Source organism: Amycolatopsis halotolerans (assembly GCF_042647905.1).
Taxonomy (GTDB): Bacteria; Actinomycetota; Actinomycetes; order Mycobacteriales; family Pseudonocardiaceae; genus Amycolatopsis; species Amycolatopsis halotolerans.
Genome location: NZ_JBHRWI010000007.1, coordinates 47,643 through 63,564, shown reverse-complemented (window position 1 = coordinate 63,564; position 15,922 = coordinate 47,643). Strand labels below are relative to the sequence as shown.

At 69.8% G+C, this 15,922-nt stretch carries 16 protein-coding genes; 9 read left to right on the top strand and 7 right to left on the bottom strand.

Annotation, left to right across the window (positions count from 1 at the left end; genetic code table 11):
- The 4 genes from ACFORO_RS06660 to ACFORO_RS06645 form a co-directional block, all read right to left on the bottom strand.
- Positions 1-1,260 carry a Bcr/CflA family multidrug efflux MFS transporter gene (locus tag ACFORO_RS06660; protein ID WP_377870473.1) on the bottom strand — a complete coding sequence of 420 codons (1,260 nt, stop codon included), beginning with the start codon at positions 1,258-1,260 and terminating at the stop codon, positions 1-3.
- 104 nt (positions 1,261-1,364) lie between these two features.
- Positions 1,365-4,502, bottom strand: a complete 3,138-nt coding sequence (locus tag ACFORO_RS06655; protein ID WP_377870472.1) for a GH92 family glycosyl hydrolase — start codon at positions 4,500-4,502, stop codon at positions 1,365-1,367.
- Between the two features lie 121 nt (positions 4,503-4,623).
- Entirely contained in the window at positions 4,624-5,487 is an 864-nt protein-coding gene (locus ACFORO_RS06650; protein WP_377870471.1) for a phosphotransferase, read from the bottom strand.
- 15 nt (positions 5,488-5,502) lie between these two features.
- On the bottom strand, positions 5,503-5,970 hold the full coding sequence (locus tag ACFORO_RS06645) for a glycine-rich domain-containing protein (protein ID WP_377870470.1): 468 nt from the start codon (positions 5,968-5,970) through the stop codon (positions 5,503-5,505).
- A gap of 106 nt (positions 5,971-6,076) precedes the next feature.
- On the opposite strand from ACFORO_RS06645, the gene ACFORO_RS06640 reads away from it, so the two are divergent.
- The 6 genes from ACFORO_RS06640 (at position 6,077) to ACFORO_RS06615 (ending at position 10,913) form a co-directional block, all read left to right on the top strand.
- A complete protein-coding gene (locus ACFORO_RS06640) occupies positions 6,077-7,327 on the top strand; it encodes a helix-turn-helix domain-containing protein (RefSeq protein ID WP_377870469.1) in 1,251 nt (416 codons plus the stop codon).
- Between the two features lie 30 nt (positions 7,328-7,357).
- Positions 7,358-7,696 (top strand): hypothetical protein, encoded by a 339-nt coding sequence (locus tag ACFORO_RS06635; RefSeq protein WP_377870468.1) that lies wholly within the window; start codon positions 7,358-7,360, stop codon positions 7,694-7,696.
- 56 nt (positions 7,697-7,752) lie between these two features.
- Positions 7,753-8,061, top strand: a complete 309-nt coding sequence (locus ACFORO_RS06630; protein ID WP_377870467.1) for a cupin domain-containing protein — start codon at positions 7,753-7,755, stop codon at positions 8,059-8,061.
- A 79-nt stretch (positions 8,062-8,140) separates the two neighbouring features.
- Positions 8,141-8,968 carry a peptidoglycan-binding protein gene (locus tag ACFORO_RS06625; protein WP_377870466.1) on the top strand — a complete coding sequence of 276 codons (828 nt, stop codon included), beginning with the start codon at positions 8,141-8,143 and terminating at the stop codon, positions 8,966-8,968.
- Between the two features lie 57 nt (positions 8,969-9,025).
- Positions 9,026-9,844, top strand: coding sequence for an LLM class flavin-dependent oxidoreductase (locus ACFORO_RS06620; protein ID WP_377870465.1), 819 nt, complete (start codon positions 9,026-9,028; stop codon positions 9,842-9,844).
- A gap of 46 nt (positions 9,845-9,890) precedes the next feature.
- The gene (locus ACFORO_RS06615; protein WP_377870464.1) at positions 9,891-10,913 is read left to right on the top strand and encodes an NADPH:quinone reductase; all 1,023 of its coding nucleotides are present in this window, start codon (positions 9,891-9,893) and stop codon (positions 10,911-10,913) included.
- On the opposite strand, the gene ACFORO_RS06610 is transcribed toward ACFORO_RS06615, so the two are convergent.
- Positions 10,906-11,766, bottom strand: a complete 861-nt coding sequence (locus ACFORO_RS06610; RefSeq protein WP_377870463.1) for an SDR family NAD(P)-dependent oxidoreductase — start codon at positions 11,764-11,766, stop codon at positions 10,906-10,908. The two genes, ACFORO_RS06615 and ACFORO_RS06610, sit on opposite strands and share 8 nt — an antisense overlap.
- A gap of 67 nt (positions 11,767-11,833) precedes the next feature.
- Here ACFORO_RS06610 and ACFORO_RS06605 point away from each other — a divergent pair, with 67 nt between their 5' ends.
- Positions 11,834-12,406 (top strand): TetR/AcrR family transcriptional regulator, encoded by a 573-nt coding sequence (locus ACFORO_RS06605; protein ID WP_377870462.1) that lies wholly within the window; start codon positions 11,834-11,836, stop codon positions 12,404-12,406.
- A 73-nt stretch (positions 12,407-12,479) separates the two neighbouring features.
- On the opposite strand, the gene ACFORO_RS06600 is transcribed toward ACFORO_RS06605, so the two are convergent.
- Positions 12,480-12,935, bottom strand: a complete 456-nt coding sequence (locus ACFORO_RS06600; RefSeq protein ID WP_377870461.1) for a MarR family winged helix-turn-helix transcriptional regulator — start codon at positions 12,933-12,935, stop codon at positions 12,480-12,482.
- Between the two features lie 96 nt (positions 12,936-13,031).
- On the opposite strand from ACFORO_RS06600, the gene ACFORO_RS06595 reads away from it, so the two are divergent.
- Both ACFORO_RS06595 and ACFORO_RS06590 read left to right on the top strand, forming a co-directional pair.
- The gene (locus tag ACFORO_RS06595; RefSeq protein ID WP_377870460.1) at positions 13,032-13,907 is read left to right on the top strand and encodes an alpha/beta fold hydrolase; all 876 of its coding nucleotides are present in this window, start codon (positions 13,032-13,034) and stop codon (positions 13,905-13,907) included.
- Between the two features lie 500 nt (positions 13,908-14,407).
- Positions 14,408-14,836, top strand: a complete 429-nt coding sequence (locus ACFORO_RS06590; protein ID WP_377870459.1) for a DoxX family protein — start codon at positions 14,408-14,410, stop codon at positions 14,834-14,836.
- 20 nt (positions 14,837-14,856) lie between these two features.
- Here the strand turns inward: ACFORO_RS06590 and ACFORO_RS06585 are convergent, their stop codons facing one another.
- Positions 14,857-15,882 (bottom strand): LacI family DNA-binding transcriptional regulator, encoded by a 1,026-nt coding sequence (locus ACFORO_RS06585; RefSeq protein WP_377870458.1) that lies wholly within the window; start codon positions 15,880-15,882, stop codon positions 14,857-14,859.
- Positions 15,883-15,922: the final 40 nt, after the last annotated feature.

Sequence of the window (15,922 nt, the reverse complement as noted above, 5' to 3'; positions counted from 1 at the left end):
TCAGTCGACCGCCACCGGGACCCGGGTGTCGGCCAGCTCGGCTGGCTCGGCTTGCCGGGTCTGCCACGGCCGCGCGATCAGCCACAGCACCAGCCCGGACACCACCAGTCCGCCGAACATCACCGTGGCCATCGCGGCCGCGTTGTTGCCCAGCAGGCCGACCACTGGCGAGACCGCCGCGCCGACGCCGAACTGCACCGCGCCCAGCAGCGACGCGGCCGTCCCGGCGTTGTTGCCGTGCGCGTCGAGCGCGACCGCGGGCGCGTTCGGCAGGATCAGCCCGGCGAAGAACAGCACCGCCCACACCGGCACCGCGACGCCGAACATGCCGCCGAAGCCGGTCAGCGCGGTCGCCAGCAGCACCGCCGCCGAGGCCGCCGCGGCGAGGCTCGCCACGAGCAGCACCTGGTGCGGTTCAAACCGGTTCATCAGCCGGGCGTTGACCTGCGTCGCGGCGATCAGCCACACCGCGCTCGCGCCGAACATCAGGCCGAACTGCTGCTGGTCGAGCCCGTACTGCTGCTGGAACACGAACGACCCGCCGCTGACGAACGCGAACAGCCCGGCCATCGCGAACCCGGCCACCAGCACCAGCCCGACGAACGAGCGGTCGGTGAACAGGCTCCGGTAGGACCGCACGGTCGCCCGGAGCTGGAACGGCTGCCGCCGCGCGGGCGGCAATGTCTCCGGCAGCGCGAGCGCCGCCGCGATCCCGCTCGCCAGCCCGATCGCGGCGAGCACCACGAACACCCCGCGCCAGTGCGTCCACGCCAGCAGCGCGCTGCCGAGCGTCGGGGCCAGCACCGGGGAAACGCCCATCACCAGGATGAGCTTGGACAGCAGTTTCGCCGCGGCGCGATCGGTGTAGAGGTCGCGCACCACGGCCAGCGCCAGCACCGCGCCCGCCGAGGCGCCCAGCCCCTGCAGCACGCGCGCCGCGCTCAGCAGTTCCACCGTCGGAGCCACCAGGCACAGCAGCGACGCGACCACGTGGATCAAACTTCCCGCGACGAGCGGGATGCGCCGCCCCATCGCGTCCGAAAGCGGGCCGGCGATCAGCTGGCCGAGCCCGAGCCCCAGCACCGTTCCGGTGAGGGTCAGCTGGATGGTCGACTCCGTCGTCGACAGTTCGCGGGTGATGTCCGGCAGCGCCGGCAGATACATGTCGATGGACAGCGGCCCCAGTGCCACCAGAACGCCGAGCACGAGCACCAGCTTCAGCTGGCTCCCCGTGTTCGGCGCTTCGCGTGTTTCGTTCACGCCACTCCCCTTCGTCGTGAGCACTTGGGCACCTACGAAGAAGACGGCCGAGAAATTCCGGAACCCGCGAACAGATCACACCCTGGGAATCCGGCTTGACAAACTCACCCCAGGCCGAGGGCGAAAACGTGGAGGTCCGGATCGGCCGGGAAAGTCACCGTCGCGATCTTCTTGCCGGCCGGGATTTCCAGCGGCGACGTGGCGTAAACCGAGGCGCCGATTCCCTGGCCGCCGGGCTGATTCCGGTGCGCGGTGCGGGCCACGAGCGTATTGCCGAACACTGGTTCGGTATTTCCGCCCGGCAACACCCAGTCACCGAACGATAGATCGGCGGTCGCGGTCGTGCCGTCGGTGAACGCGACGGTCGCGCTCCCGCGATGGTCTCCGTTCGTCGCCGAACCGACGAAAAGCAGGCGGCTGGCCGAAGTTCCACCTAGCTCAAGCTTCTGCCCGGAGGCCGCCGCGTTGTCCGGACGGCCGGACGGCGCGGCGGGCCAGACAAAGGTCGTACCCGCTGCGTGTCCGGTCGAACCCGGAGCGAGACCGGCGTCGGCGAGCGCTTTTCGTGAATAGCTGTTTCCGGCGCCGTCGAAATTCGCTGAACCGCCGTCGCCGTCATCGGAAATTCCGGCATTGCCGAAGGCTCCGGCCAGGCTTCCCTTCGGCGCGACCACCACAATTATCGAGGAAGAAACCGAATGTCCCGCCCCGCGCAACGTCACGGGCACTTCGTAGTAACCCGCGCGAGTTCCCGCCGCGACCGCAACGGTCAGATCCGTTTTCCCGCTTCCGGTGCGGTCGTCGAGCCACACCGAGCGCGGGCCGGACACTGTGATCCCGGCCGGCGCCGACGTCGTGATGTTCAGCGAGCGCAGGTGCCCGCCGAGCCGCTGGCCGTTCACCGCGACGGTGCCGGAACCGCCCGGTTCGACGGCGACCTGGTTGCCCACCGAGGCGACGTACGGCTCCTCACCGTCCCGATAGGACGGTGGCTGCGTGTTCGCGGCCCAGTTCCGGTCCGGCTGCGCGGACAGCGCGAAGTCGAGCCGCCCGCCGCCCCGCGCGAGGTCCTGCGGCAGCGACGTCCGATCCCACCGGTGCCCGTTCAAGGCCAGGCCGTGGACGTACTGCGTGGTCGTCGACGCACCCGGCGCGCGGATGTCGAGGGTGCGACCGCCCGGCAGGGTCAGCACCGCGCGCTCGAACAGCGGGCTGTGCACGGTGAGATCCGGCGTGCCCGGAGTCGACGGGTAGAGCCCGAGCGCGGCCCAGACGTACCACGACGATTGCGCGCCGAGGTCGTCGTTGCCGGGTTCGCCGTCCGGCGTCGCGCTGAACAGCGTGGTCGCGATCCGGCGCACGACTTCCTGCGTCTTCCACGGCTGGCCGACGTGGTTGTACAGCCACGGCACGCCGAAGTCGGGCTCGTTGCCCGCCCACATGTACGGCTCGTTCGGCCCGACGTTGAGCTTCTGGAAGAACGTGTCGAGCCGCGCGGACACCGCCGCCGGGCCGCCCATCGCGGTCACCAGCCCGGCCGTGTCCTGCGGCACGAGCCAGGTGTACTGCGCGGCGTTGCCCTCGTCGAAACCGTCCTGGCCGAAGGTGCCGGGCGCGGGCGGCTGGTACGCCGGGCCGTCCGGGAAACGGCCGTCCTGGCCGCGCGGCTGGAGATAGCCGGTGGCCGGGTTGAACAGGTGCTGCCAGTTCTGCCCGCGTTTGGCGAAGTCGCGGGCGACGCCGCGGTCGCCGATCGCGCCCGCGAACTGCGCGATGGCGAAGTCGTCGATCGCCCATTCCAGCGTGATCGAGGCCCCGACGCGCGCGTGGTCGCCGCGGGAGGCGTCGTTGTTCGGCAGGTAGCCGCGGGCGAGGTAGTCCGCGATCCCCCGGCGTTCCTGGTACACGCCCGGCGTCTCGTCCACCGACGTCGCGCCCTTGACCAGGTACTTCAGCGCGGTCTTGACGTCGAAGTCGCGCGCGCCGAAGGCGTAGAGGCTGGACAGCAGCGCGACCGAACTGTCGCCGGTCATCTGCCCGGTGTAGCCGTTGGCCATCGGCCAGCGCGGCCACCAGCCGCCCTGGACCGCGTCGTTGGTCAGCGACTGCGCCATGTCGCTGGCTTCCTTCGGGAACAGCATGCCGTGCAAGGGCGCGAGCGAACGGTAGGTGTCCCAGTCGGAGAAGTTGGCATACTGCGAGTGCCCGGCCGGGAGGGTACGGATCTGGTTGTCGAAGCCGATGTAGCGGCCGTCGACGTCGTTGAACGTGTTCGGGTGCATCAGGCTGTGGTAAAGGGCGGTGTAGAACGTCTTGAGCTGCGCGGAATCCTTGCCCGCCACGCGAATCCGGCCGAGCGCGTCGCGCCAGGCGTCTTTCGTCTTCTGGCGCATCGCGGAGAAGTCCCAGCCGGGCTCCATGTTCTTCTTCGCACCTTGAACGTCCACATAGGACATCGACACCTTCGCGTGCACCGTGCCCGCGTCGCCGAAGGTCAGGTACGCCCCGGCTTTCGGCGCGTCGACCTGGTCGCTGCCCGGCTGGACTGTTTTGCCGTCCCAGGTGCCGTGCGCGGTGAACGGACGGTCGAAGGTGATGTCGTAGTAGACGGTGTACTTGTTCGATTTCCCGCAGAAGTGGCCGGTCGTCGCCTGCCCGCTGACCTCGCGGTCGCCGGTGATCCTGAGCCCGGCCGCGGAGTTGCCCGCGAGACTCGCGCCGCCCTTCACGAGCACCTGCGCGTTCTGCCCCGCCGGGAAGGTGAACGCCGCCAGCCCCGTGCGCGTGGTCGCCGTCAACTCGGTACGCACGCCGGAATCGGGAAAAGCGACCGCGTAATAGCCGGGTTCCGCCTGCTCGCCGTCGTGCGTGAACCGTTCGACGCGATCCCACGGCTTGGCCCCGACGTCGCCGGTGACCGGCAGGATCGGAACGTCGCCGAACGCGTTGCAGCCGACCGACGCGTGGTCGAGGCTGAAGCCGCGGATCTTGTCGCTGTGGTACTGGTAGCCGGCGTAGGACCCGTCGGTGTCCGGCGAAAACTGCATCATCCCGAACGGCGCGGCCGGCCCCGGGAAGTTGTTGATCTCGCCGACCGAAGTCCCGCCGCGCCCGGTGCCGACGAGCGGATCGACGTACGCCGCCGGGTCGCTCACGAGCGGGGTCTGCGGCGCGGCCGCCGCGACCGTTCCCGCTCCGACGACCGCCGCCGTCACCAACGCTGCCACGACTGAGTACCGCACGCTGCCTCCCAGACCTCGTGTTGTCCGACCTTTCCGGCTGGCGGGCCGGGAGGTCAACCGAATGACAGAGATCTGGCCGGTTTTGGGCGGACAGACATCCGACAGGTTGCCCGGAAGGCGGTCACCGGGCCAGGCGATGCCGGACGTAGCGCCGCGCGACCTCGGTCAGCCGGGGGAAAGCGCCTCGATACGTCCACATGCCCAGGACGAGGACGGAGAAGGCGGTGATTCCCCGGTCCGGGGCGTCGCGGTAGGCCGGAATCCGCCGAGCCCACTCCTCGGCCTGCTCCGGAGTGTGACCGTCCGCGACGAGCCGCAGGACCAGCGACGTCGCGTCGAGCCAAGGCGCGCCGAGGCTCGACCAGGCCCAGTCGACGACCCGAGCCCGGTCGGCTACCAGGATGTTCAGCGGATGAAGGTCGCCGTGCACAAGGCTGTCGCCGCGCACCCAGTCGATCCCTTGGCGCTCCCGCTCCACGAGTTCGTCCAGATGCCGCCGATCCCAAAGGCCCAGTTTGCCGTCGGGCTGCTTCGACAGCCGGCGCCACGGGCTCGACCAAGCCCACTGCTCGGCGGCGGACGGGAGGTCGAGCGAACAGTGCGCCAGCGCTGGCGCCATCGTCACCGCGGTGTCCGCGACCAGCGGGAGATCGGGCGAGCCCGGCTCGAGGTTCGCATGCCGTCCCGCGACGTGTTCGAAGCCCAGCAAGGACCATCCGTCCGCCTCGGCTTCCCAGAGCAGGCGCGGAGCGACAGAATGCGGCAGGACCGGGTTCGACTTGGCCTCGATCCGCTGCATCCGCTCCCGGCGGGAACCCGCCAGGACCCCCTTGACGAAGAAGCGTCCCCGCTCGGAGTGAAGCGTCGCCAGGAAGTCCGAGTTCCGTCCGTCGGACGGGGAAACGGAGCTTGAAACCTTTCCCGTTTCCTTCTCGACCGCCCGCCGCACCGGGGCAGGAATGTCCTCCCAGGCTCGGCTGGACATTGCCTTCCCTTCGCGTCAGCACGACGCCGACGGCGGCGGATCGTCGGTGCACCCGTTCTTGCACTGTGAGCACTTCGCGCACTTGGCAGCCGAAGTAAACCACAGCTCAGGATCCACGGCGAAACCTGCCGCCTGAATCGCGGACGTCGTGCGATCCGCCTTCTCGGCGAGGGCCGCATCTCCGCCCTCGGCCTCGTCATCAGGTACGTGATGGATGAATCCTCCCGAGATCCGCTCGCAGAAATCCGCGTATTCACGGGTATAAAGGACGAACGCGTGCCACCCGATATCGACAATTTCGCTCGGAGCCAACGGCCGGGAAGTCCGCGCGCAGGCTGCGAGGAAAGCCAGCGCCTGATCCATGACGCGCGCTGCATATTCGCACGGCCAGGTGTTCTCTTTCGCGATCCGGGCGACGAGACGAGCGAACAGTGCTTCCGTGACAAGACCCTTGCCGGTGAGTTCGCCTACTGCGACAGTCATGTTGCTTCCCCTCTGCTTCAAGACGGCACAAGGTCATCGCCCCTGACGTCTTTCCTGCACTCGGCCGCGACGTTACGACACGCCCGCTCCGGGAAGTGACAATAAAATGACAACCCGAATAGAGCACTCGCCAGGAATCGGGAAATTGCGGAACGATGCTCTCGTGGACCCTGGAATCGGTGGGCGGATCGCTGCGGCCCGGAAGCTGGCCGGCCTGACGCAGCATGCTCTGGCACGCAGGATCAGCTACAGCACGAGCATGCTCTCGAAGGTGGAACGCGGGGAGGAAATCCCCGCACCCGAGTTCCTCGGACGGGTCGCCGACTCCCTCGGAGTCCGCGTCGAGAGGCTGGCCTGGAACAGATTCGAGTGGCGGCACGAGGACGACGAACTCGCCACCCGGCTGTCGCCTGTCCGTGCCGCGTTGGACCTGCTCGATCTCCAGCCGGACTCGGCTATCGCGCCGCGCCCGCTCGCTGTGCTTCAGGCCGATGTCCGGTATCTCAACCGGCTCGCGCAGGCCGCGCAGTACGAGCCGATGATCGCGCTGCTGCCCTCCCTCGTCGCCGAGTTGCACATCGCCGCCGAGAGCTGTGCCGGGCAAGACCGGCATGACGCATGGGCGCTCCTCGCACTGACGACTCGCTGCGGCCATTCGGCGGGGATCGCCGTCGGAGACAACACACTGTCCGTGAACGCGCTCGGCAAAATGGATTGGGCCGCGCGGCAGGCCGGAGGTCGCGCGCCCGGCCTCCGCGCTGCCCGGGAATACCTGCGGGTGACCGCATACCTGCGCGACGAGGACTATGCGGCGTGTTGGCGGTTGAACAACGCAGGCGCAGCGCTCCTGGACGGCGCGGAGGACGCTCCGGGAGCGCTGGTGGCTCGAGGACAGCTGCGTCTCGGCGCGTCGGTGATCTCAGCTCGCACCGGGGACCGCGACGCCATGACGGGTCACCTCGAGGAAGCAGCCCGGATCGCCGCGCTGACGGGGGAAGAGCCGGAAACCTTCTGGTTCGGCTTCGGACCCGCAAACGTTCAAGTCCACCGCGTGGTGACCTTCGGCGCCCTCGGGGAGCACAGCCTGGCTGTCGAAGCCGGCCGGGCGCTGCGGATCCCGACCGGCTGGCTTCCCACCCGGATCGGGCATCACCATCTGGACATGGCCCGCTCGTACCGTTGGTTGAATCAACCGGAGAAAGCGCTGAAACAGCTGCAACGCGCACGCATGGTCGCGCCGGGTCAAGCCCGGAGGCACCCGATGACCCGCGAAACAGTCTCGTCGCTCGTCCGTTCCGCACGGCGGCAATCGGAGACGCTGACGAGCTACGCCGCGTGGCTCGGTTTGAAACTCTGACACCTCCGATTTCTCGATAGGCTCGACGCCATGGCGAACGGCTTCGAAGCAGCGATGCGCATGATGCGCAGCCGAGATCCGCAACGCGCCGAGGACGGCTTCGGCTTGCTGCGCGACCGAGCCGCCGAGTACCTGCCCGCGTTGATCGAGGAGTTCGAGAACGAGCAAGCCGACCGCGGACTGCGCAGCTGGCTGCTCGAACTGATCGGACTGGCTGAATCCGCCGAAGCGCTGCCGGTACTCGCCGCCCAGCTCAACAGCCAGGATGAAATGCTCCGCGACTGGGCAGTCGCCGGGCTGACGCGACTCGACACCCGCGAGGCGCGAACGGCACTCTGGCGCGCCCGAGCCAACGGCACCATCGCCTGACCGGGACCCCGCCGATTTCGCCCCAGCCACCGCTCCTGCGGCTAACGTTCACGGACATGACTGAACCCGCAACCCGGGACGTCGAGGGCTACGAAGTCGGCTCCAGCGTCTCCGTCATCCGCGAGTACGCCACCGAGCCCGGCACCGGACCGCGCCTCCACCGGCATCCCTACCGCGAAACCTTCGTCATCCAGCGCGGCCGCGCGTTGTTCACCATCGGCGCCGAGCAGCGCGAAGGCGTCGCCGGGGACGTGCTCATCGCCCCGCCGGACACGCCGCACAAGTTCGTTTCGCTCGGGCCCGAGCCGTACGAGGCCGTGCACATCCACGAGAACGACCGGTTCGTCACCGAGTGGCTGGAGTGAGGTCAAGCCGCATTTGTACGTCCCGTGTATCCCGCTCGGCGATGCTCGGCCCGGACCGACCAGGACCGGGAGGACACGGATGCTCAGGAAACTCGCAGTGCTCACCGCCGGGGCCGCGGCGGCGGCCACGGTCGCCGTCGCCGCTCCGGGCATAGCCGCGGCACTGCCGGCGGCGAACATGGAAGCCGTGCTGCTCGCGGCCCAGATCGACCCGCAGCGCGCCGACAGCACCCAGACGCCGGGCGCACACGACAGCGTCCTGCTGGTCGAGAAGGCGTTGCAGGCCAAGGGACTGCTGGACGCCAAGTACGTCGACGGCTACTTCGGCACCACGACGATCGACGCCTACTCGAAGTACCAGAAGTCGCTGGGCTACACCGGAATCGACGCGTCCGGCCTGCCCGGCAAGACGTCGCTGGAGAAGCTCGGAGCCGGCCAGTACAGCGTGTCCAATGCGGTGGCCGCGGGCAGCCACGTGACCTATCACGGCGTCACGCTGAACACGCGCACCAAGGCGATGCTTCAGGCGGCGGAGAAGCTGTTCGGCAAGGACGTCGGCCTCACCCAGGGGTCGTACAACCCGGGCGGCGTCGGCGCGTCGGCCGGAACGCACGACGGCGGCGGCGCTTTTGACGTCTCGGTGGCGGACATGTCCTCGGCGACCCGCACCGCATTCGCCAAGGATCTCCGGAAAGTCGGGTTCGCGGCCTGGGTGCGCACGCCCTCGCAGGGCGACTGGGGCTACCACATCCACGCGGTCGCGGTGAACGATCCCGACCTGTCCTCGGGCGCGCAGCACCAGGTCGGAGCCTATTACCTCGGGCAGAACGGCCTCGCCAACCACGGCAAGGACGACGGCCCCGCGGTCAACCCGAAGCTGACCTGGGAGCAGTACCAGCGCGGCTGACCCGCCCGGCTGCCGCATTTGCTGGCGCGAGTGCGGCAGCCGTGGTTTTCTGGTGCCATGGCGGGAAAAACTTTTCGGTTCGGGGTTGTCGCGGCGCCGCAAGAGGGCGGAGCGAAATGGCGGGAAACCGCACGGCGCGCCGAAGACCTCGGATATTCGACCCTGTTGTCGCCGGACAACCTGCATCTCCCGACCCCGACCGCGGCGCTGGCCGTCGCGGCGGCGGTGACGACCGAACTGCGGGTCGGGACGTTCGTTTTCGCCAGCCCGCTGCGCACCCCGCGCGCGGCCGCCTGGGAGGCGCACAGCCTCAGCGTGCTCACCGACCGCCGGTTCGAGATGGGCATCGGCACCGGCATCCCGCCGATGCGCGAAGCCGCCGCTGAGCTGGGCCTGCCGTACGGTACCGGCCCGGAGCGGCTGGCCCAGGTGTCGGACACGATCTCGCACCTGCGCCGACTCGACGGAGACGCGCACACGCCGGTCATGGTCGCCGCGGGCGGGCCGAAAGCGCGCCGGCTGGCGGGTGAACGCGCGGATGTCGTCACCCTCGCCCACAGCATCCTCGCGAGCCGGGCGGAGACCGCGGAGTACGCCGCCGAGATCCGCGGCGCGGCCGACGGCCGGGAGGTCGAGCTGGCGATGAACATTTTCGTGGTCGGCGAGGAAATCCCGCCGTGGATCCGCGGCTTCATCGGGCACGACATCGAGACCCTGGTCGAACACGATTCGCTCACCCTGCTGCGCGGCGGACCGGCCGCGATGGCCGAGGAACTGCAGCGGCGGCGCGAGGAACTCGGGGTGTCGTATTACAGCGTGAACGGCGCTTTCCTCGAGGATTTCGCCCCGGTGGTCGCGCGGCTCAGCGGACGCTGACGAACGCGGCGGGAATAGCCGCGCCCGCCGGTGAATTGCACCGAGGGTGAAAGCTGTGACCTACCGCCAGTTCGGCGGCCCGGAAGTGCTGACGTTGTCCGAACTCGCCGTGCCGGAGCCGGGGCCGGGCGAGGTGCGCGTGCGGATCGCCGTGTCCGCGGTGAACCCGACCGACTGGAAGGCGCGCTCCGGCTCCCGTTTCGGTACCGAGGCGGAGTTGTCCGTGCCCAACCAGGACGGGGCCGGCGTCGTGGACGCGATCGGCGCCGGGGTGGACGGATTCTCCGCGGGCGACCGGGTGTGGCTGCTGCTGGCCGCCGCGCACTCGCCGACGTCCGGGACCGCGCAGGAGTACACCGTGCTTCCGGCGGACCGGCTCGTCCCGCTCCCCGACGGAGTCGGTTTCGACGAGGGCGCCGCTTTCGCGATCCCAGCGCTCACCGCGCACCGCGCGCTCACTGTCGCGGAGGACGGACCGCAGCGGCTGGCACCGAATGCGTTGGCGGGCAAGACTGTTCTGGTCAGCGGCGGCGCGGGCGCGGTCGGCAACGCCGCGATCCAGCTGGCGCGCTGGGCCGGAGCGACCGTGATCGCCACCGTCAGCACCGAGGACAAGGCGGCCCTCGCGCGCGCCGCCGGTGCGCAGCATGTCGTGCGGTACACCGAAGGGGACGTCGCCGCGGCGATCCGGGAAATCGCGCCGGACGGGGTCGACGTGATCGTGGAGGTCGCCGTCGGCGTGAACGCTCCCCTGCACGCCGCGGTACTCCGCCCGCGCGGCGTGGTCGCGGCCTACGGCGACGACCGCGGCAACGGAACCGTGACTGTCGACTTCGGACAGAACGTTTTCCTCAACAGCCGCTACCAGTTCCTGGTGCTCTACACCGTCGGATTCGACCGGCTGCGCGCCGGCGCGGAAGACCTGAACGCCGCCCTGGTCGACGGCGGACTCCGGCTCGGCCCCGATCACGGCCTGCCCGTCCACCGGTTCCCGCTGGCGGAAACCGCTCGCGCGCACGAGGCGTCGGAAAAGGGCGTCACTGGAAAGGTGCTGATCGACGTCAGCTGATCGACGGCTCGACCCCGGTCAGTTCCACGCTCGCCGCCCACAACCGGGCGGCGGCTTCAGCGTCCGCATACGGCCCTCGCACCGGCTCCGGCCGGGGCCGTCCTTTGAGACCGAACACGCGCGGCCCCCAGATCTGACCACTGTGGACATCCGGACCGACCGCCGCCCGCACCGCTGGTCGCGCACCGCCGTCCTTGCCCTGCAAGGCGATTCGCGCGAGGCTCAGCTTTTGTTTCGTGCTGCGCACATGCAGCGGCGGCCGGTCCGGAGTCAGGCTGTCCAGCGCTCCGCCAGGATGCGCGACAACACTCAGCCTGCTGCTGCCCGCCGCCCTCAGCCGCCGATCCAACTCCAGCGCGAACAGGGTCTGCGCGAGCTTCGACCGTTCATACGCAGTTTTCGGCTCGTAGTCACGGGTGCTCTGCAGATCCTCGAAATCGAGCTTCGCCGATTTCGCCGCGAAGCTCCCCGTCGTCACAATCCTCGCGCCCGGCTTCAACCGGTCCTGAAGCGCCGCAGTCAGCGCGAAGTGCCCGAGGTGATTGACCCCGAACGTCATCTCGTGCCCGTCCTTGGTCTCCCGCCGCTCGGGCCCGTCGAGATACACGCCCGCGTTCAGCACGACCGCCTCGAGCTCCCCGACCTCGATCCCCTTCACCGAGGCCAAGTCGGCAAGGTCCAGCCGCGCCCACGACACCCGCGCCCCCGGCACCCGCTCGCGAAGGACCTTCAGCGCAACCCCCGCTTTCGCCGCGTCCCGGCTGCTGAGCACCACCTCTACCCCCGCCTCGGCCAGCTGCTCCGCGACGAAGTAGCCGATCCCGGCATTGCCCCCGGTCACCAGCACCGCCATGACACCCTCCTAAACCTGAAGTGATTCCAACTTTAAACCCACTTCAGATTTAGGTACAGTGGGGGTCGTGGTCAACACCGGGCGGCGCGAACGCCGCAAGCTCGAAACCCGGCGCAAGCTGGACGAGGTCGCGCTGCGGCTGTTCTTGAAGCACGGCTACGACGGGGTGACCGTCGCACAGATCGCCGAGGAGGCCGACATCTCCGTCGCGACCCTCTTCGCCCATGTCCCGGACGGCAAAGACGCCCTGATCTTCGACAACGGTTCCGAACGCCGCGCCGGGATCGTCGCCGCGGTCCGCGACCGGGACGAGCCGATTCTCGCGGCCCTGCACCGATTCTTCGCCGCCCGCGGCCCGTACTCGACGGACATCCCGCCGGAACACGCCCCGAAACGCGACCTGATCGTGCACACGCCCGCCCTGCGCGAATACGCGCGGCGGCTGTGGCATTCCTGCGAACCCGACCTGACCACGGCACTGGCCGACGAGAGTGGCCTGTCGCCGGACGATCCAGCGGTCCGGGCTCTGGCACGGTTCGTGCTGGAAATCCCGGATCTCACTGGTACCGCGCCGGATCCCGCCGCGGCGCTGGCGTCGGTGTTCGCACTGCTGGAATCCGGCTGGCCGCCGCGTACCTGACCCCAGCCTCTCCTGAGGCCTGCCTCTAGGCCAAGTCGTCAACGAGTCATTTCGAACTGGCGGCGCCTGCCCGTCAGTCCCGCAAATCGTCGGCAGTGAACGAGCGCCGCTCAGTGAGCTGGGCCAGCTGTGCTTCCAGGGTCTCGAGCTGCGCGGGTCCGATTCGGGTCGCCCAGCGGCCGCGCACGTCGTCGAACAGGGCGCCGCCGATGGCCATCAGCTCGTGGCCTCGCGGGGTGACCCGCACCCGCTTGCGGCGTGCGTCGCTCGGGTCGGGCTCACGGTCGACGTAGCCGAAGTCCTCCAGTGCGGCGATGGTCTGCGCGGCCGCCTGTTTGGTGACCGACAGCCGACGGCCGAGTTCTGAGGCAGTGTCCGCGCCCGCGTCCACGGCGCGCAAGGCGAACTCGTGCACGGGGCGGACGCCTTCGTGGCCGCGCTTCGCGAGCTCCGCGTTCACCTCGTCGACCATGGAGTGGAATCCGCCGAGCAGCAGAAGCGCGAGCTCGGCACCGCTGGACTGCGCCATGCGGCCGATCATACGAGGCCCCTCCATGTAGACAAGTTACTTGTCCATCCTCTAGGGTTCGACAAGTTACTTGTCTATCGACTCGAAGGGGTCCCGATGAACCGCCTCGCCGCCACCATCCCCGGTGTCGACCACCACCGAATCAGCCTCAACGGCACCGAATTGCACTACGTCGCCGCCGGCACCGCCGGGTCTCCCGTGCTGCTGGTGCACGGCTTTCCGGAGACCTGGTGGGTGTTTCGCAAGCTGATCCCCCTGCTCAGCGAGCACCACCGGGTGTTCGCCGCGGACCTTCGCGGATTCGGCGACTCCGCCGCCGCCACGCCCGAGCACGACAGCGCGACCGCGGCGAAAGACCTCGGCGACCTGATCGCCCGCCTGGACGTCGGACCCGTCCACCTCACCGGCCAGGACATCAGCGGCCCCACGACGTTCCGGGTCGCCGCGACCCGCCCGGACCTCGTCCGCAGCTACACCGGAATCGAGACCGGGCTCCCGGGATTCGGCGCCGAAGCGCTCGCCGATGTCGCCCACGGCGGCGCCTGGCACATCGGCGTTCTCGCCGCCCCCGGCATCCCGGAGATGCTCCTCGCCGGACGCGAGCGCGAGTTCCTCGCCGACTACGCGATCCCCTCGCTCGCCGCGAACCCCGACGCGTTCACCGACACCGACATCGACGAACTCGTCCGCTCCTACGCCCGGCCCGACGCGTTCGCGGGCGCCGCGGGCCTGTACCGGTCGCTGCTCTCCGAGGGCGAAGAACTCCGCGCGCTCGCGGCCCGCAAACTGGACATGCCCGTACTCGCGGTGGCAGGCCGCTCGGCGAACTTCACACCCGCAACGCTGCGGCAGGTCGCCAGCAGCGTGACCGCCGTGCACATCGAGCGGATCGGCCACTACGTAGCGATGGAGGCCCCCGACCGGCTCGCGGCCGCCCTCCGCTCCTTCTACGCGGACATCGACCGGAAATGACACCTCGATTCGCTGCGGGGCCACGAATCCCGTCGTCGGCCATGGTCGCGGGTTCGAAACACTGACGGCGGTGCGTGCTCGCCGGATCTCGACGCGTTCCGCTTCGCGGCCGCGTCCTCGAGTTCCGCCCGCTGCGTCGCGGAGGCATCAGCGAGGTCCCAGCCATTCGCCGCTCCCCACAGCCCCGAGCCCGGCCCGGAACCCGTACCACGTTGCCCGCCACGGAATCCGCGCCCGCGTCCCTTCCGGCGCGGCTCCCCGGCAGACGCCGGAAACCCCGTTCCCCCCAACGGACCCGCCGGTTCCCCGAACCGGACGCCACCCCCTTCCCCAGCCGTTACCACAGCCCGCGGATCAGGCGAAACCTGACTTTCGCAGGTATCGCCGAGACTCCGGTCACCGGTATACCTGACACCGGTCCAGGAAAGGTCTGGACCACTCTGCGGACGGTGGCGATGTCCGAACGGCCGTCCGCCCGAGTCGTCCTATGTGGAGGCATCATGCACCGGCTGGACGCGGCACAGGATTACGCGCTCGGTTTGTTCCGCATCGTCGTCGGGTTCCTTTTCGCCTGCCACGGCGTGAAATCGCTGTTCGGAGTGCTCGGCGCGCACGGCGCGGCACAGGCGGGCTCGTGGCCGGGGTGGTGGGCCGCGCTCATCCAGCTCGTCGCGGGCGGTCTCGTCCTGCTCGGCGTCGCCACCCGGGTCGCCGCGCTGATCGGGTCCGGGTCGATGGCGTACGCCTACTTCTCCGTCCATGTGTCGCAAGGGCTTTTCCCCATCGAGAACGGCGGCGAAGCGGCCGCGATGTTCTGCTGGGCGCTGCTGCTGCTCGCGTTCACCGGCCCCGGCCGGCTCGCGCTCAGCGGGGCGCTCTCGGGATTGCGGCCGCGCGAATCGCGCGTCGGAGCGGTCCCGCACGCCTGACCCGGAACGAAAACATCCGCTTATCCCCGGGTCGACCCGCGCACTATCAGCTCGTACTCCGCCGGCCCGGGGACAGGCGGCTCGATCCCTTCGACCCGGTCGGCGAGCACCGCGACCGCGATGCGGGCCAGCCGCACCGGCCGGAGGTCGACGGATGTGATCGGCGGGACGGACGACCGGGTGTGCTCGGAATCGGAATCCGCGCCGCAGGCGATGCGCACGTCGCCGGGCACCGCCAGTCCCCGCGCCCGCGCGGCGGCCAGCACCCCGGCGGCGTGCCGCCCGGTCTGGCAGTACACCGCGTCCGGCGGCTCGGCCAGCCCGAACAGTTCCTCCCCCGCCTCGCGTCCGCCCGCTTCCCCGGCGACCTCCGCGCGGCGCACCGCCAGCGGCCGCTGCCCGCGAGCGCGAACCCAGTCCAGGTAAGCCCTTTCGGCGTCCAGGTTCCACTCGTTGCGATCGGTGCCCAGCACCGCCGCGACCCGCGACCCGCCCGCCGCGGCCAGGTGGTCGAGCACCTCGGCGACGATCCGCCCGGTGCCGAGGTCGAGGTAGTCCGGCGACGCGGGCCGCGCCGGGTCCCGCCCGACGCCGAGGAACGGCACGCACTCGCGGGTCAGCATCGTGATCAGCGGATCGTTCTCGACCGGTTCGGTGATCAGGAACCCGTCGCAGGCGAGCCCGACCGCGGGCGCGTCGGCGCGCGTCGGGTCCGGCACCAGCATCAGGCCGTACCCGCGTTCCACCGCGGCCAGCGCGGCCGACCCGGCGAACCGCAGGAAGTAGTCGACGCCTTCCAGGAACGCGGTGTCCAGCGGGTCGAGCGGCCGCACCACCAGCCCGAGCACCCCGAGCCTGCTGGACCGCAGCCCACGGGCAACCGTGTCCGGCCGGTAGCCCAGCTCGCGCGCCGCCTCCCGCACCCGCTCCGCGGTCTCGGCCGCGACAGTCCCGTTCCCGCTGAAGGCGTGCGACACCGTGGTCGGCGAAACCCCGGCGCGGCGGGCGACGTCCTTGATGGTCGCCCGCGTTCTCTTCCCGGCCATGGCGCAGCAGCCTAACCTCGGCCAAATCGTTTTGGAAACC

Bases quoted from the DNA above. Each gene is read 5' to 3' on its own strand.
- ACFORO_RS06635 (WP_377870468.1), top strand. From the start codon at position 7,358: ATGGCGAACGGCTTCGAAGCAGCGATGCGCATGATGCGCAGCCGAGAT.
- ACFORO_RS06645 (WP_377870470.1), bottom strand. From the start codon at position 5,970: ATGACTGTCGCAGTAGGCGAACTCACCGGCAAGGGTCTTGTCACGGAA.
- ACFORO_RS06595 (WP_377870460.1), top strand. From the start codon at position 13,032: ATGAACCGCCTCGCCGCCACCATCCCCGGTGTCGACCACCACCGAATC.
- ACFORO_RS06630 (WP_377870467.1), top strand. From the start codon at position 7,753: ATGACTGAACCCGCAACCCGGGACGTCGAGGGCTACGAAGTCGGCTCC.
- ACFORO_RS06600 (WP_377870461.1), bottom strand. From the start codon at position 12,935: ATGGCGCAGTCCAGCGGTGCCGAGCTCGCGCTTCTGCTGCTCGGCGGA.
- ACFORO_RS06650 (WP_377870471.1), bottom strand. From the start codon at position 5,487: ATGTCCAGCCGAGCCTGGGAGGACATTCCTGCCCCGGTGCGGCGGGCG.
- ACFORO_RS06610 (WP_377870463.1), bottom strand. From the start codon at position 11,766: ATGGCGGTGCTGGTGACCGGGGGCAATGCCGGGATCGGCTACTTCGTC.
- ACFORO_RS06625 (WP_377870466.1), top strand. From the start codon at position 8,141: ATGCTCAGGAAACTCGCAGTGCTCACCGCCGGGGCCGCGGCGGCGGCC.
- ACFORO_RS06620 (WP_377870465.1), top strand. From the start codon at position 9,026: ATGGCGGGAAAAACTTTTCGGTTCGGGGTTGTCGCGGCGCCGCAAGAG.
- ACFORO_RS06585 (WP_377870458.1), bottom strand. From the start codon at position 15,882: ATGGCCGGGAAGAGAACGCGGGCGACCATCAAGGACGTCGCCCGCCGC.
- ACFORO_RS06590 (WP_377870459.1), top strand. From the start codon at position 14,408: ATGCACCGGCTGGACGCGGCACAGGATTACGCGCTCGGTTTGTTCCGC.
- ACFORO_RS06640 (WP_377870469.1), top strand. From the start codon at position 6,077: ATGACAACCCGAATAGAGCACTCGCCAGGAATCGGGAAATTGCGGAAC.